The sequence below is a fragment of the Streptomyces sp. NPDC031426 genome (assembly GCF_055581585.1).
In genome coordinates, this window is sequence record NZ_JBVIJE010000007.1 from 232,471 (window position 1) to 247,375 (window position 14,905).

At 67.7% G+C, this 14,905-nt stretch carries 13 protein-coding genes; 7 read left to right on the plus strand and 6 right to left on the minus strand.

Annotated features, from left to right (window positions below; translation table 11 throughout):
- Nucleotides 1-77: 77 nt before the first annotated feature.
- Nucleotides 78-1,160, minus strand: a complete 1,083-nt coding sequence (locus ACZ5NH_RS16550; RefSeq protein WP_388622759.1) for an inositol-3-phosphate synthase — start codon at nt 1,158-1,160, stop codon at nt 78-80.
- 43 nt (nt 1,161-1,203) lie between these two features.
- Complete coding sequence (locus ACZ5NH_RS16555) at nt 1,204-1,881, minus strand: PadR family transcriptional regulator (RefSeq protein ID WP_468775832.1); 678 nt, start codon at nt 1,879-1,881, stop codon at nt 1,204-1,206.
- A 395-nt stretch (nt 1,882-2,276) separates the two neighbouring features.
- Between ACZ5NH_RS16555 and ACZ5NH_RS16560 the strand changes: the two genes are divergently transcribed.
- A complete protein-coding gene (locus tag ACZ5NH_RS16560; protein ID WP_468775834.1) occupies nt 2,277-4,985 on the plus strand; it encodes a transglycosylase domain-containing protein in 2,709 nt (902 codons plus the stop codon).
- Between the two features lie 161 nt (nt 4,986-5,146).
- Entirely contained in the window at nt 5,147-6,691 is a 1,545-nt protein-coding gene (locus tag ACZ5NH_RS16565; RefSeq protein ID WP_388622751.1) for a glycosyltransferase family 87 protein, read from the plus strand.
- A gap of 81 nt (nt 6,692-6,772) precedes the next feature.
- Here ACZ5NH_RS16565 and ACZ5NH_RS16570 read toward each other — a convergent pair whose 3' ends face one another.
- From ACZ5NH_RS16570 to ACZ5NH_RS16580, 3 genes are all read right to left on the minus strand, one after another.
- Nucleotides 6,773-7,804, minus strand: a complete 1,032-nt coding sequence (locus ACZ5NH_RS16570) for an alanine racemase (RefSeq protein ID WP_388622749.1) — start codon at nt 7,802-7,804, stop codon at nt 6,773-6,775.
- Between the two features lie 83 nt (nt 7,805-7,887).
- Nucleotides 7,888-9,009: a peptidoglycan bridge formation glycyltransferase FemX gene (femX, locus tag ACZ5NH_RS16575; protein WP_388622746.1), complete on the minus strand. Its 1,122-nt coding sequence runs from the start codon at nt 9,007-9,009 to the stop codon at nt 7,888-7,890.
- 103 nt (nt 9,010-9,112) lie between these two features.
- On the minus strand, nt 9,113-9,424 hold the full coding sequence (locus ACZ5NH_RS16580) for a hypothetical protein (RefSeq protein ID WP_388622743.1): 312 nt from the start codon (nt 9,422-9,424) through the stop codon (nt 9,113-9,115).
- A 272-nt stretch (nt 9,425-9,696) separates the two neighbouring features.
- On the opposite strand from ACZ5NH_RS16580, the gene rpsF reads away from it, so the two are divergent.
- The 4 genes from rpsF (at nt 9,697) to rplI (ending at nt 11,430) form a co-directional block, all read left to right on the plus strand.
- Nucleotides 9,697-9,987, plus strand: a complete 291-nt coding sequence (gene rpsF, locus ACZ5NH_RS16585) for a 30S ribosomal protein S6 (RefSeq protein WP_351601015.1) — start codon at nt 9,697-9,699, stop codon at nt 9,985-9,987.
- A gap of 78 nt (nt 9,988-10,065) precedes the next feature.
- Nucleotides 10,066-10,650: a single-stranded DNA-binding protein gene (locus ACZ5NH_RS16590; protein WP_468775837.1), complete on the plus strand. Its 585-nt coding sequence runs from the start codon at nt 10,066-10,068 to the stop codon at nt 10,648-10,650.
- Between the two features lie 78 nt (nt 10,651-10,728).
- Complete coding sequence (rpsR, locus tag ACZ5NH_RS16595; RefSeq protein ID WP_003949403.1) at nt 10,729-10,965, plus strand: 30S ribosomal protein S18; 237 nt, start codon at nt 10,729-10,731, stop codon at nt 10,963-10,965.
- Between the two features lie 18 nt (nt 10,966-10,983).
- The gene (gene rplI, locus ACZ5NH_RS16600) at nt 10,984-11,430 is read left to right on the plus strand and encodes a 50S ribosomal protein L9 (RefSeq protein WP_189984877.1); all 447 of its coding nucleotides are present in this window, start codon (nt 10,984-10,986) and stop codon (nt 11,428-11,430) included.
- 164 nt (nt 11,431-11,594) lie between these two features.
- Here the strand turns inward: rplI and ACZ5NH_RS16605 are convergent, their stop codons facing one another.
- Nucleotides 11,595-12,932: an MATE family efflux transporter gene (locus ACZ5NH_RS16605; RefSeq protein WP_468775839.1), complete on the minus strand. Its 1,338-nt coding sequence runs from the start codon at nt 12,930-12,932 to the stop codon at nt 11,595-11,597.
- Nucleotides 12,933-13,413: 481 nt separating this feature from the next.
- Here ACZ5NH_RS16605 and dnaB point away from each other — a divergent pair, with 481 nt between their 5' ends.
- On the plus strand, nt 13,414-14,892 hold the full coding sequence (dnaB, locus tag ACZ5NH_RS16610) for a replicative DNA helicase (protein WP_365582234.1): 1,479 nt from the start codon (nt 13,414-13,416) through the stop codon (nt 14,890-14,892).
- The last annotated feature ends 13 nt before the right edge of the window (nt 14,893-14,905 follow it).

Sequence of the window (14,905 nt, forward strand, 5' to 3'; positions counted from 1 at the left end):
CGTTCTCGGGCGAGCGATCGCCTCGGGCGACGCGGCGCGCCGTACCTGGTCGAGCCGGCCCACCGCGCCTGGTCGAGCTAGCGCTCGACGTCGCCGCGGATGAACTTCTCGACGTTCTCGCGGGCCTCGTCGTCGAAGTACTGGACCGGCGGGGACTTCATGAAGTAGGAGGACGCCGACAGGATCGGGCCGCCGATGCCGCGGTCCTTGGCGATCTTCGCGGCGCGCAGGGCGTCGATGATGACACCCGCGGAGTTCGGGGAGTCCCAGACCTCGAGCTTGTACTCCAGGTTCAGCGGGACGTCACCGAAGGCACGGCCCTCGAGGCGGACGTAGGCCCACTTGCGGTCGTCCAGCCAGGCCACGTAGTCGGACGGGCCGATGTGGACGTTCTTCTCGCCGAGGTCCCGGTCGGGGATCTGGGAGGTGACGGCCTGCGTCTTGGAGATCTTCTTGGACTCCAGGCGCTCGCGCTCGAGCATGTTCTTGAAGTCCATGTTACCGCCGACGTTCAGCTGCATCGTGCGGTCCAGGATGACACCGCGGTCCTCGAACAGCTTCGCCATGACGCGGTGCGTGATGGTGGCGCCGACCTGGGACTTGATGTCGTCACCGACGATCGGCACACCGGCCTCGGTGAACTTGTCCGCCCACTCCTTGGTGCCGGCGATGAAGACCGGGAGGGCGTTGACGAAGGCGACCTTGGCGTCGATGGCGCACTGGGCGTAGAACTTCGCCGCGTCCTCGGAGCCGACCGGCAGGTAGCAGACCAGGACGTCGACCTGCTTGTCCTTCAGGACCTGGACGACGTCGACCGGCTCGGCGTCCGACTCCTCGATGGTCTGGCGGTAGTACTTGCCGAGACCGTCGAGGGTGTGGCCGCGCTGCACGGTGACACCGGTGCTGGGCACGTCGCAGATCTTGATGGTGTTGTTCTCGGAGGCGCCGATCGCGTCCGCGAGGTCGAGGCCGACCTTCTTGGCGTCGACGTCGAAAGCGGCGACGAACTCGATGTCGCGCACGTGGTAGTCACCGAACTGCACGTGCATCAGGCCGGGGACCTTGGACGCCGGGTCGGCGTCCTTGTAGTACTCGACTCCCTGCACCAGCGACGCCGCGCAGTTGCCCACGCCGACGACGGCTACGCGAACCGAACCCATTCCGGTTGCTCCCTGTGTGTACGAGTGAGTCCCTGTGTGGGACTCACGTGGCGGTGTCTCCGGGCGTATCCGTCCGGGGGGTGTCCCCGGGACGGGGCAGGCCGCCCGTCGATCCAGTGGTGGTGTCCTGCTGAGCGGACTCCCCGGACGCGGAACCGTTCAGGTCCCGCCCGGCCCGCTCGCTCTCGATGAGCTCGTTCAGCCAGCGCACTTCGCGCTCCACGGACTCCATCCCGTGGCGCTGGAGCTCGAGTGTGTAGTCGTCGAGGCGCTCCCGCGTGCGCGCCAGGGAGGCGCGCATCTTCTCCAGGCGCTCCTCCAGGCGGCTGCGCCGGCCCTCCAGTACGCGCATGCGCACATCGCGCGACGTCTGCCCGAAGAAGGCGAAGCGTGCGGCGAAATGCTCGTCCTCGTACGCGTCGGGGCCGGTCTGCGAGAGCAGCTGCTCGAAGTGTTCCTTACCTTCTGCCGTCAATCGGTACACGATCTTCGCTCGGCGTCCGGCGAGCGGAGCGGCGTCCTCGTGGGTGCTGCCCGGCTCCTCGATCAACCAGCCGTTGGCGACCAGCGTCTTGAGGCAGGGATAGAGGGTTCCGTAACTGAACGCGCGGAACACACCCAGGGACGTGTTGAGTCGTTTGCGCAGCTCATAGCCGTGCATCGGGGACTCGCGCAGCAGGCCGAGCACGGCGAACTCGAGGATGCCGGAACGTCGGCTCATCGTCGCCTCCTCTCGGTCCGCTGATCGCTCACGCGGGTCTCGCAGTGCCTCTCAGCGTCTTTATCTCGCGCTGATGTATCGACTCGATACATCATGACGATAGAACGGCCTTCCGCGGGCGACAAGAGGGACGGTGGTGAACGGGATCACATCACCGATTCATACGATGCATGTTTCCTGTTTTGGGGTGAACTTCAGGGCTCGGTGGGTTTTGGCGGTGCGTAGTCTGTGCGGCATGCACAGCACCGGGAACCAAGTGACGCCGGGGGAACGTCCTCGTCCCCGGTGCAGTACGGGTGAATACAGAACCGACCACATCCGTACTTCGGGGGGACCGGAAACCAGCCGCCGTTTCAGGCGCGCACGGGTGCGCCTGCCCGAGGAGTAGTCGTTCGATGAGCGAGCACCGTCGCAAACCGCCGCAGCCGCAGGGAGGCGGACGTGCCGCGGCCCGACGCGGCCAGTCCGGCTCGTCCTCCGGTCGCCGTGCGGCACCGCGAGGCGCCACCGAGTCTCCAGCCGACTCCTATGGGCCCAGTTCCTATGGGTCGCGTTCAGGTGGTCAGGGAGGTGAGGAGCGTTCCTACGGCGGCCGTGCCGAGGCCCGCCGGGCGGCGCAGAGAGGCAGCCGCCGCAGAGGCGCCGAGAACGCGGGCCCGGGTGGCCAGCGCGGCGGCCCCGGCGGCCCGACCGGTCCCGGGCGTGGCAGAGGGCGTGCATCGACCGCTCCCGGCAGGAAGCGGCTGATCGACTATCCCCGCGCCGGAAAGTACGGCTGGCGCCGCTGGGTGCCCTCCTGGAAGCTCGTCTCCGGGCTGTTCATCGGCTTCGTCGGCAGCCTGGTGGCGGTGGCGGGCATCGCGTACTCGATGGTGAGCGTTCCCAATGAGGCCGCGGTCGCCAAGGCGCAGAACAACGTCTTCTACTGGTCCGACGGCTCGGTGATGGTCGCGACCGGCGGTGAGATCAACCGCCAGAACATGAGCTACGCCAGCATTCCCAAAGAGATGCGCTACGCCGTCATCTCGCAGGAGAACAAGACCTTCGAGACCGACAGCGGTATCGACCCCAACGGTATCGCGCGTGCCCTCCTGAACATGGCCCGCGGCGGTCAGACACAGGGTGGCTCGACCATCACCCAGCAGTACGTCAAGAACGCGATGCTGAACGACCAGGCACAGACGTTGTCCCGGAAGTTCAAGGAGATCTTCGTCGCGATCAAGGTGGGAGCCAAGGTCCCCAAGCAAAAGATCATGGAGGGGTATCTCAACACGACGTACTTCGGCCGCGGGGCCTACGGGCTCCAGGCCGCGTCCCGTGCGTACTTCAACAAGGACGGGACGGAGCTGAACCCGGGCGAGTGCGCCTTCCTCGCGGCGATGGTGAAGGGCGCGACGTACTACGACCCGGCGGGCGCGACCTCCCTCGACCCCTCTGCGACTCCGGAGGCCAACAGCAGGCGGGCCCTGGCACAGATGCAGGACACCTTGGACAAGATGGTCAAGTACGGCCACCTGAGCCCTGCGGAGCGCGCCAAGTACACGACCCTCCCCAAGATTCAGAACCCCCGGTCGAACGGCCAGCTGGGGGGCCAGATCGGCTATCTGGTAGACCTCGCCAAGTCCTACCTGGTCAACAACAGCGACAAGACCGGGATCACCGCGGACAAGCTCCAGCAGGGCGGCTACCGGATCTACACGACCTTCGACAAGAAGAAGGTCAAGGCGCTGGAGGCCGCGGTCACGAACGTCCAGAAGGCGAACATCAAGCCCAAGCTGCGACCGAAGACCGACACCCACGTCCAGTTCGGCGGCGCCTCGGTGGACCCGTCGTCGGGTGCCATCAAGGCCATCTACGGCGGTGAGGACGCGACCAAGCACTTCACCGACAACGCCGACGCGACCGGCGCCCAGGTGGGTTCGACCTTCAAGCCGTTCGTGCTGGCGGCGGCCATGAAGTGGGGCGTGCGGAACCCGCAACTGGGCCCCGAGCAGGCTCAGGACGAGCGCACCCAGGTCTCCCCCAAGAGCCTGTACAGCGGAAAGAACAAGCTCAAGATCAAGGAATACAACGGGAGGGTCTGGACGGACAAGGACGGCAAGGAGTGGCTCCAGACCAACGACGGCAACGAGTCCGTCAATCCGCCCAGCTACAAGATCGACCTGCGTGAGGCCATGCAGCTCTCGGTCAACTCCGCATACGTCCAGCTCGGCATGGACGTCGGCCTGGACAAGGTCGAGCAGACGGCACTGGACGCGGGTCTCCTCAAGGGCAGTCTCGCCAGCGCCAACTACCCGTCGTTCTCGATCGGTACGTCCGACCCGAGCGCGATCCGCATGGCCGGCGCCTACGCCACCTTCGCCGCGAGCGGCCAGCAGAACGACCCGTACTCGGTGGAAAAGGTCGAGAACAAGGACGGGCAGGTCTTCAAGCACGAGGCAGCGCCCAAGGAAGCCTTCACCCCGCTGGTGGCGGACAACGTCACCGACGTCCTGAAGTCCGTGGTCGACAAGGGAACGGGTACCAACGCCCAGCTTCCGGGTCGTGAGGTGGCCGGTAAGACCGGTACGACGGACGGCAACAAGTCCGCCTGGTTCGTGGGCTACACCCCGCAGCTGTCCACCTCGATCACCATGTTCCGCCTGGACGACAACGCGAACAACAAAGCGCGGACCTTCCTGGAGATGTACGGAACGGGTGGCCAGGAGAAGATCCACGGTGCTTCGTTCCCGGCCGAGATCTGGCACGACTACATGGCCGAGGCGCTGAAGGGCCAGCCGGTGAAGGACTTCCCGACGCCGCAGCCCATCGGTACGGTGATCAACGCCGAGCCGAGCCCGACGCCGTCCCCGTCGGCGACCCAGAGCCCGTCGCCGAGCCCGTCGCCCAGCCCGTCGCCCAGCCAGTCGTCCGTCACTCCTTCGCCCTCGCCGAGCCAGTCGTGCAACGGCTGGGGCTGGAACTGTGACAACGGCGGAGGCACGAACACCGGCGGCACCGACGGAGGCACGACGCCGACGCCGACCGTTACCGACACGACCGGGACCGGAGGCAACACCCGGGGCAACGGCAACGGAGGCTTCTTGGGCGGACAGGGAGGCTGACGGCCGACCACGCTGCAGGCCGGTGTTCGGCGCCTTTCGCGCGGCGAACACCGGCCTCTTGCGTTGTGCGTACGCTGGGAGCGTCTGGTCTTCCGGTGCCGTTGGAGCAGAGTTCGCTGTGCTTCGCGCCGCTCTCGGACGGGTACGGCAGGATGTGCCCCATGCCCAGTGCAGAGATGACGCCCGCGAGCAGGCACGAGCCCGAGCCCGTGCTGCCCGCCACGGCAGAACCGGTGCGGCCGACCAATGAGGACGAGATCGCCCGGGCCGGCAGCGAGCTGATCGGCGGTCCCCTGGGGCAGCGCGCCCTCCTCGGGACCTCCTGGTGGACCCCTGTCCGGGTCGTCGTGCTCGTGGCGATCGGCATGTTCGCCCTCGGTCTGGTCCAGAAGGCGCCCTGCTACCACACCGCCTGGTTCTTCGGCGCGAGCAGCCAGTACACGAAGGCCTGCTACTCGGATATTCCGCACCTCTACCAGGGGCGCGGGTTCGCCGACCATCTCGTGCCGTACTTCGACAGACTCCCGGACGACATCTCCGGCGGCATGGGCTACCTCGAATACCCGGTGCTCACCGGTGTGTTCATGGAGGTGGCGTCCTGGCTGACCCCGCACAGCGGCAGCATCCAGCAGCAGGAGCAGTGGTACTGGTTCGTCAACGCCGGGATGCTGATGGTGTGCGCGGCCGTCATCGCCGTCTGTGTGGCCCGCACCCACCGGCGGCGCCCCTGGGACGGCCTGCTGGTCGCTCTGGCGCCCGCCTTCGTGCTCACCGCGACCATCAACTGGGACCTGCTGGCGGTGGCGCTCACGGCCGCCGCGATGCTGATGTGGTCCCGGAGCCGTCCCGTCGCCTTCGGTGTCCTGCTGGGCCTCGCCACGGCCGCGAAGCTCTACCCCGTGTTCCTGCTGGGCCCGCTGCTCGTGCTGTGCTGGCGGGCCGGCAAGTGGCGGGAGTACGCCCAGGCCGTGGGCGGTGCGGCCATCGCCTGGCTCGTGGTGAACGCGCCGGTGATGCTCTTCGCCTTTCAGGGCTGGTCGAAGTTCTACACGTTCAGCCAGGAACGGGGCATCGACTTCGGCTCGTTCTGGCTGATCTGGGCGCAGAACTCCACCAACCCGCCCAGCACCGGCTTCGTGAACGCCGCTGCCATGGTTCTGGTGGTGCTGTGCTTCCTCGGCATCGCCGCGCTGACCTTCACCGCACCGCGCCGGCCGCGCTTCGCCCAGCTGGCCCTCCTGATGGTGGCGGCCTTCATCCTCACCAACAAGGTCTACTCCCCGCAGTACGTCCTGTGGCTGGTCCCGCTGGCGGTGCTGGCCCGGCCCAAGTGGCGGGACCTCCTGATCTGGCAGGCGTGCGAGGTGGCGTACTTCCTCGGCATCTGGATGTACCTCGCCTACACGACCAGCGGCGACGCCCACAAGGGGCTGCCGATGCAGGGCTATCACTGGTCGATCGTGCTGCACCTGGTGGGCACGCTCTACCTGTGCGCCGTCGTCGTACGGGACATCCTCATGCCGGAGCGGGACGTGGTGCGCCGGTCGGGCGACGACGACCCCTCGGGCGGGGTGCTCGACGGCGCGCAGGACGTCTTCGTCCTCGGCGCGGCAGCCCATCCGCCGCGGCACGCCGCCCACTTCGAGGGGCCACAGGTGGACTGGGGCAGGCCCGAGTCGCCGTCCCTCGAGGACCGTTCGCTCTGAGCGAACGCACTGCCGGAAGGCCATGGAGAAGGCCGTACACGCGGGGTGCGTGTACGGCCTCGTCGCTGTCCCGGCCCGGGATCAGTGGTCCACGAGCCGGTCGAACTGCGTGGTGGTGTGCCGCAGATGGGCCACCAGCTCGTCGCCGACCTTCGGCTCCGGGGCGTCCGAGGGGACGAACAGGATCGACACCTGCATGTGCGGCGGCTCGGCGAACCAGCGCTGCTTGCCGCCCCAGACGAACGGAGAAAGGTTCCGGTTGACCGTGGCGAGGCCGGCCCGTGCGACGCCCTTGGCGCGCGGCATGACGCCGTGCAGGGCCTTCGGGGCCTCCAGGCCCACCCCGTGCGACGTACCGCCCGCCACGACCACCAGGAAGCCGTCGGAGGCCGCCTTCTGCTGCCGGTAGCCGAACCGGTCGCCCTTGGACACGCGCGTGACGTCCAGGACGGCACCGCGGTACTCGGTGGCCTCGTGGTCCCCCAGCCACAGCCGCGTGCCGATGCGGGCGCGGAACCGGGTCTGCGGGAACTGCTGCTGGAGCCGGACTAGTTCATCGGCCTTGACGTGGCTGACGAACATCGTGTGCAGCGGCAGCCGGGCCGCGCGCAGCCGGTCCATCCAGCCGATGACCTCCTCGACGGCGTCCGATCCGTCGGTGCGGTCCAGCGGCAGATGGATGGCGAAGCCCTCCAGCCGGACGTTCTCTATGGCCTGGTGCAACTGCGGCAGATCCTGCTCGCTGATGCCGTGCCGCTTCATCGAGGACATCACCTCGATGACGACACGGGCGCCGACAAGGCCGTACACCCCGTCGATGGACGACACCGAGCGCACCACCCGGTCGGGCAGCGGCACGGGCTCCTCGCCGCGCCGGTACGGCGTCAGCACCAGCAGGTCACCGCCGAAGAAGTCCTTGATGCGCGCGGCCTCGTAGGTCGTGCCGACGGCGAGCAGGTCCGCGCCCAGCCGCGTGGCCTCCTCCGCCAGCCGTTCGTGCCCGAAGCCGTAGCCGTTGCCCTTGCAGACCGGGACGACTCCCGGGAACTGCTCCTGCACGTGCTTGTGGTGCGCCCGCCAGCGCGCGGTGTCGACGTAGAGCGTGAGCGCCATGGCCGGACCCGGAACCTTTCTCGTGGCTGCGGTGTATCTGAGGTGGGAGAGCTGTGAACCCTATGGAATCAAACGCCCATGGCTCAGCGACGCGACATGTAGATGTCGAGCGCCTTGTGGAGCAGCTTGTTCAGCGGGAAGTCCCACTCGCCGAGGTACTCGGCGGCCTGACCGCCGGTGCCGACCTTGAACTGGATCAGACCGAAGAGGTGGTCCGTCTCGTCCAGCGAGTCGGAGATGCCGCGCAGGTCGTAGACGGTGGCGCCGAGCGCGTAGGCGTCGCGCAGCATTCGCCACTGCATCGCGTTCGAGGGCCGGACCTCACGGCCGATGTTGTCGGAGGCGCCGTAGGAGTACCAGACGTGTCCGCCGACGATCAGCATCGTCGCCGCGGACAGGTTCACACCGTTGTGCCGCGCGAAGTACAGCCGCATCCGGTTCGGGTCCTCGGTGTTGAGGGCCGTCCACATGCGCTGGAAGTACGACAGCGGGCGCGGCCGGAAGTGGTCGCGCACCGCGGTGATCTCGTACAGCCGCTGCCACTCGGCCAGGTCCTGGTAGCCGCCCTGGACGACCTCGACGCCGGCCTTCTCGGCCTTCTTGATGTTGCGCCGCCACAGCTGGTTGAGGTTCTTGTGGACCTCTTCCAGGGAACGGTTCGCCAGCGGCACCTGGAAGACATAGCGCGGCTGCACGTCGCCGAAGCCGGCGCCGCCGTCCTCGCCCTGCTGCCAGCCCATACGGCGCAGCTTGTCGGACACCTCGAAGGCGCGCGGCTCGATGAAGTCGGCCTCCAGGTCCCGCAGACGCTTGACGTCCTGGTCCTGGATGCCCTTCTTGATGGTCTCGGCGTTCCAGCGCCGGATGATCACCGGCGGGCCCATCTTCACGGAGAAGGCGCCCTGCTGCTTCAGGTGCGCCAGCATCGGCTGGATCCAGTCGTCCAGATTCGGCGCGAACCAGTTGATGACCGGGCCCTCGGGGAGATAGGCGAGGTAGCGCTTGATCTTGGGCAGCTGGCGGTAGAGGACCAGGCCCACACCGACCAGCTCGCCGGTGCGGTCGTCGAACCAGCCGAGGTTCTCCGAGCGCCACTCCGCCTTCACATCGGCCCAGGCCGGGACCTGCATGTGGCTCGCCGCCGGCAGGCTCTGGATGTAGGCCAGATGTTGCTCGCGGCTGATGGTCCTCAGGGTCAGGCTCATGTCGGGGCGCTCCTCGGGCTGGTGTGTCCCCATGGGTACAGGGGCTCCGGCTCTCGCGCCGAAGCCTACTGCGCCGTCCGGGCGCCCCGACTGGGCGTACGGCTTAGAAGAGGCCGCCGAACAATCCGCCGTTCGCCATGCTGATGAGGAAACCGACTCCCGCGGCGCCCATGCCGACCACCAGCCCGAAGCGCTCTCGCGTGGTCACCGAGATCCACTGTCCGTAGATGCCGACGCCCAGCCCCACCAGGCCCGTCCACGAGGACAGCAGGTGCAGGCCGTGAAAGAAGGACGTGATGAAGGCCAGCACGCCGAGGACGAGCGTGGCCCCCGTCAGTGCGTCCTGGAGCGGACGGCGCTTGCCGTCCGTGGCGAAGAGGGAACCGGCGATGTTGGGATGCAAAGCCTGTGCCATGGGCACCTCCTGCGGAAGGCGGCGCACAGTAGCGCCGTACACACCCGACGTGTACAGGGTGACGGTCCTCACGGCCGGATTTCAACCGGAAGCGGGTGTGCGGGTAGTCTGTACCGTCTGCACCGGTGTCTGCCCACGCCTGCCCAGGTAACACTGCGGGATCCCTCAGAGGCCCCCGATTGTCAGTGGCGGCCGATACCGTTGCGTACGCATCACGACCCTCCTGCCACGGAACGACCGTGGCCGCTGAGTCCAAAGGAGGTGGGTTCCACATGCGTCACTACGAGGTGATGGTCATCCTCGACCCCGATCTCGAGGAGCGTGCTGTCTCCCCGCTGATCGAGAACTTCCTGTCCGTCGTCCGTGACGGTGGCGGCAAGGTAGAGAAGATCGACACCTGGGGCCGTCGTCGTCTCGCCTACGAGATCAAGAAGAAGCCCGAGGGCATCTACTCGGTCATCGACCTGCAGGCCGAGCCTGCGGTCGTCAAGGAGCTCGACCGCCAGATGAACCTGAACGAGTCGGTCCTCCGGACCAAGGTCCTCCGCCCCGAGATGCACTGAGCCTTCGCGCTCAGCTGATCCCGGGATTCGAGTAGCAGCACCAAGCAGCCAGCAGCAAACCCGCCGAGAGGTTCCCCCATGGCAGGCGAGACCGTCATCACGGTCATCGGCAATCTTGTCGACGACCCCGAGCTGCGCTTCACCCCGTCCGGTGCGGCGGTCGCGAAGTTCCGCGTCGCGTCCACTCCCCGCACCTTCGACCGCCAGACGAACGAGTGGAAGGACGGCGAGAGCCTCTTCCTGACCTGCTCGGTCTGGCGTCAGGCGGCGGAGAACGTCGCCGAGTCGCTCCAGCGAGGCATGCGCGTCATCGTGCAGGGCCGCCTGAAGCAGCGGTCCTACGAGGACCGTGAGGGCGTCAAGCGCACGGTCTACGAGCTGGACGTCGAGGAAGTCGGCCCCAGCCTGCGCAACGCCACGGCCAAGGTCACCAAGACCGCCGGTGGCGGTCGCGGAGGCCAGGGTGGTTTCGGTGGCGGTGGCGGTGGCGGCCAGGGTGGCGGCGGCTGGGGCTCAGGCCCCGGTGGCGGCCAGCAGGGCGGCGGCGCTCCGGCCGACGACCCGTGGGCGACCGGCGCTCCCGCCGGCGGCCAGCAGGGTGGCGGCGGCTGGGGCGGAGGCTCCGGCGGCGGTGGCGGCTACTCGGACGAGCCCCCCTTCTAGGTCCTTCCCGGTCCTCAGGGACCGGTCCGGCCGAGGGCGGGTCGTACCCAAACTTCTTGATCACACAGGAGAAACACCATGGCGAAGCCGCCTGTGCGCAAGCCGAAGAAAAAGGTCTGCGCTTTCTGCAAGGACAAGGTCACGTACGTGGACTACAAGGACACGAACATGCTGCGGAAGTTCATTTCCGACCGCGGCAAGATCCGTGCCCGCCGCGTGACCGGCAACTGCACGCAGCACCAGCGTGACGTCGCCACGGCCGTCAAGAACAGCCGTGAGATGGCGCTGCTGCCCTACACGTCCACCGCGCGCTAAGGGAAGGGTGACCGACTCATGAAGATCATCCTCACCCACGAGGTCTCCGGCCTCGGTGCCGCGGGCGACGTCGTCGACGTCAAGGACGGTTACGCTCGCAACTACCTGATCCCGCGGAAGTTCGCTATCCGCTGGACCAAGGGTGGCGAGAAGGACGTCGAGCAGATCCGTCGCGCTCGCAAGATCCACGAGATCCAGACCATCGAGCAGGCCAACCAGGTCAAGGCCCAGCTCGAGGGCGTCAAGGTCCGCCTGGCCGTCCGCTCCGGCGACGCCGGCCGTCTCTTCGGTTCCGTCACCCCGGCCGACATCGCGTCCGCGATCAAGGCTTCCGGTGGCCCCGAGGTCGACAAGCGCCGCATCGAGCTGTCCGCGCCGATCAAGACCCTGGGCGCCCACGAGACGTCCGTGCGTCTGCACCCCGAGGTTGCCGCCAAGGTCAACATCGAGGTCGTCGCGGCGTAACGCTGCGCTCGGCTTGAGCAGCTGAGAGAGGGGCCGTCCCTTGCGGGGCGGCCCCTCTTCGCGTCGGTGCCGGGATGCGCTGCGCGCAGGCGCGGCATGTTTCACGTGAAACAGGGACGAGGGGGCCCTGCCGATCCGTTCAGCGGTGACGCCTGCCGATCCGTTCAGCGGGTGGCGCCGGTGACGATCCAGCGACCCGAGCGTGTGCGCAGCCAGAGGGTCAGCATCCGGATGGTCATCATCAGGGTCATCGCGGCCCAGAGCGCGGTGAGACCGCCGCCGAGGGTGGGCACGAGCAGGGCGACCGGCGCGAACACCGCGAGGGTGACGACCATGGCCCCGGCCAGGTAGGGCCCGTCGCCGGCCCCCATCAGGACTCCGTCCAGCACGAAGACCATCCCGCAGATGGGTTGCGAGAGCGCCACCATCAGCAGCGCGGGCAGCGCCGCATCCCTGACCACGGAGTCACTGGTGAACAGCGGCAGGAACAGCGGACGGGTGGCCACCACGAGCAGACCGAGGACCACTCCGGTCGCGATGCCCCACTGGACCATGCGACGGCAGGCCTCATGCGCTCCTTGGGCGTCGTTGGCACCGAGATAGCGGCCGATGATGGCCTGTCCCGCGATCGCTATCGCGTCGAGGGCGAAGGCCAGCAGACTCCACAGGGACAGGATGATCTGGTGGGCGGCGATGTCGGCGTCGCCCAGATGTGCCGCGACCGCCGTCGCGATCACCAGGATCGCCCGGAGCGACAGGGTGCGGACCAGGAGCGGAACGCCTGCCTGAGCCGAGGCCCGGATTCCGGCGGTGTCCGGGCGCAGGGGAGCACCGTGCCGACGGGCCCCGCGGACGACCACGGTCAGATAGACGGCCGCCATGCCGTACTGGGCGATGACCGTGCCCCACGCCGAACCGGCGATGCCGAGCCCGGCGCCGTAGACGAGTGCCGCATTGAGGGCACCGTTGGCGACAAAGCCCGCGACGGCGACATAGAGCGGGGTCCTGGTGTCCTGCAGCCCGCGGAGCACTCCCGTCGCGGCGAGGACGATCAGCATCGCCGGGATGCCCAGCGAGGAGATACGCAGATACGTCGTGGCGTAAGGGGCTGCGGTCGAGGAGGCGCCGAACAGGTCCACGATGCCGGGCGCCAGCGGAAGAACGGCGGCGATGACGGCGGTGCCGAGCAGCAGCGCCAGCCAGATGCCGTCCATGCCCTGGCGGATCGCGGCCTGCGGATCGCCGGCGCCGACGCGCCGGGCCACGGCGGCCGTGGTGGCGTAGGCGAGAAAGACGAAGACGCTCACCGCGGTGGTGAGCAGGGCCGAGGCGACGCCGAGACCGGCGAGTTGTGCGGTCCCTAGGTGGCCGACGATGGCACTGTCCGCCATGACGAAGAGAGGCTCGGCGACGAGTGCGCCGAAGGCCGGGACGGCCAGCGCGACGATCTCTCTGTCGTGCCGTCGTCGGGTGGCCTGGGGTATCGCGGGAGCCTGTGTCATGAGCGCTAATGTAATCGTCCACAGGTAAGAGATGCAACGCGCGACTGGCCCTTACCTCTCCTCTCCGGGTGTGTCCTTTCGCGCACCGTTCGAAGAGAACTTGGCCCGACTGGGGAAGTTTTTCTTCTGCACAGCCGGTGGACGGTAAAGGTGCAGGTCAAGGCGATCTTGTGCGTGGGAGGGAGGGCTTGTTCACAGGGCTGTCCACCGGGTCGTGCACAGGTTTCGCTGAGTTCTCCACAGCATCCGGGTCGTCGTCCACATGGCCTGTGGATAACCAGATTGGCTGACGGTGCCGACGGGCCTACCGTTGTCCGGCGCCCGCTCCTTCCGCCGGCCCGGAAAGCTCCCCTTCCGCGGTCCGAGAACCGTCACGAATCCGACGCGTGGTAACCGGAGCCGGGCCTCTCAATTGTCAGTGTCGTGCCGTACAAAAGAGGACACGGCGAGGTCCGCCGCGCGGACGGGAGGAGGTGGCTCGGTGAGCATTTCCGAGCCCTTGGACGATCCGTGGGCCGACGCCGGACCCAGTGATCGTCTGCCGGCCTCCCGTCGACGCGGTGACGGCGGCCGGGGTCGTGACGAACAGCACGACCGGGGCCGGGAGAACGCCTCCTGGGACGGCGGGGGTTCCTCCTTCGAGCGGGTGCCGCCGCAGGACCTGGACGCCGAGCAGTCGGTGCTGGGCGGCATGCTGCTGTCCAAGGACGCCATCGCCGACGTCGTCGAGATCCTCAAGGGCCACGACTTCTACAAGCCCGCACACGAGACGATCTACCAGGCGATCCTGGACGTCTACGCCAAGGGCGAGCCGGCCGACCCGATCACCATCGCCGCCGAACTCACCAAGCGCGGCGAGATCAACAAGGTCGGCGGCGCCGCGTATCTGCACAGCCTCGTCCAGACGGTGCCGACGGCGGCCAATGCCGAGTACTACGCGGAGATCGTCCATGAGCGGGCGGTGCTGCGCCGCCTGGTCGAAGCGGGCACGCGCATCACACAGATGGGATACGCGGCCGACGGCGATGTGGACGAGATCGTCAACCGCGCCCAGGCCGAGATCTACGCCGTCACCGAGCAGCGCACCAGTGAGGACTATCTCCCGCTCGGCGACATCATGGAGGGCGCCCTCGACGAGATCGAGGCGATCGGCTCGCGCAGCGGCGAGATGACCGGCGTGCCGACCGGCTTCACCGACTTCGACTCGCTGACGAACGGTCTGCACCCGGGCCAGATGATCGTCATCGCTGCCCGGCCCGCCATGGGTAAGTCGACGCTCGCCCTGGACTTCGCGCGAGCCGCCTCGATCAAGCACAACCTGCCGAGCGTCATCTTCTCCCTCGAGATGGGCCGCAACGAGATCGCGATGCGTCTGCTGTCCGCCGAGGCCCGGGTCGCCCTGCACCACATGCGGTCCGGCACGATGACCGACGAGGACTGGACCCGGCTCGCCCGCCGTATGCCGGACGTCTCGGCCGCACCGCTCTACATCGACGACTCCCCCAACCTGTCGATGATGGAGATCCGCGCCAAGTGCCGGCGCCTGAAGCAGCGCAACGACCTGAAGCTGGTCGTCATCGACTACCTCCAGCTGATGCAGTCCGGCGGCTCCAAGCGCGCCGAGAGCCGTCAGCAGGAGGTCTCGGACATGTCCCGTAACCTCAAGCTGCTCGCCAAGGAGCTGGAGATCCCGGTCATCGCGCTCTCCCAGCTCAACCGTGGTCCCGAGCAGCGCACGGACAAGAAGCCGATGGTCTCCGACCTGCGTGAGTCCGGCTCCATCGAGCAGGACGCCGACATGGTCATCCTGCTGCACCGCGAGGACGCGTACGAGAAGGAGTCCCCGCGCGCGGGCGAGGCCGACCTGATCGTGGCCAAGCACCGTAACGGCCCCACGGCCACCATCACGGTGGCCTTCCAGGGCCACTACTCCCGCTTCGTGGACATGGCCCAGACCTGATCCAAAGCTTGTA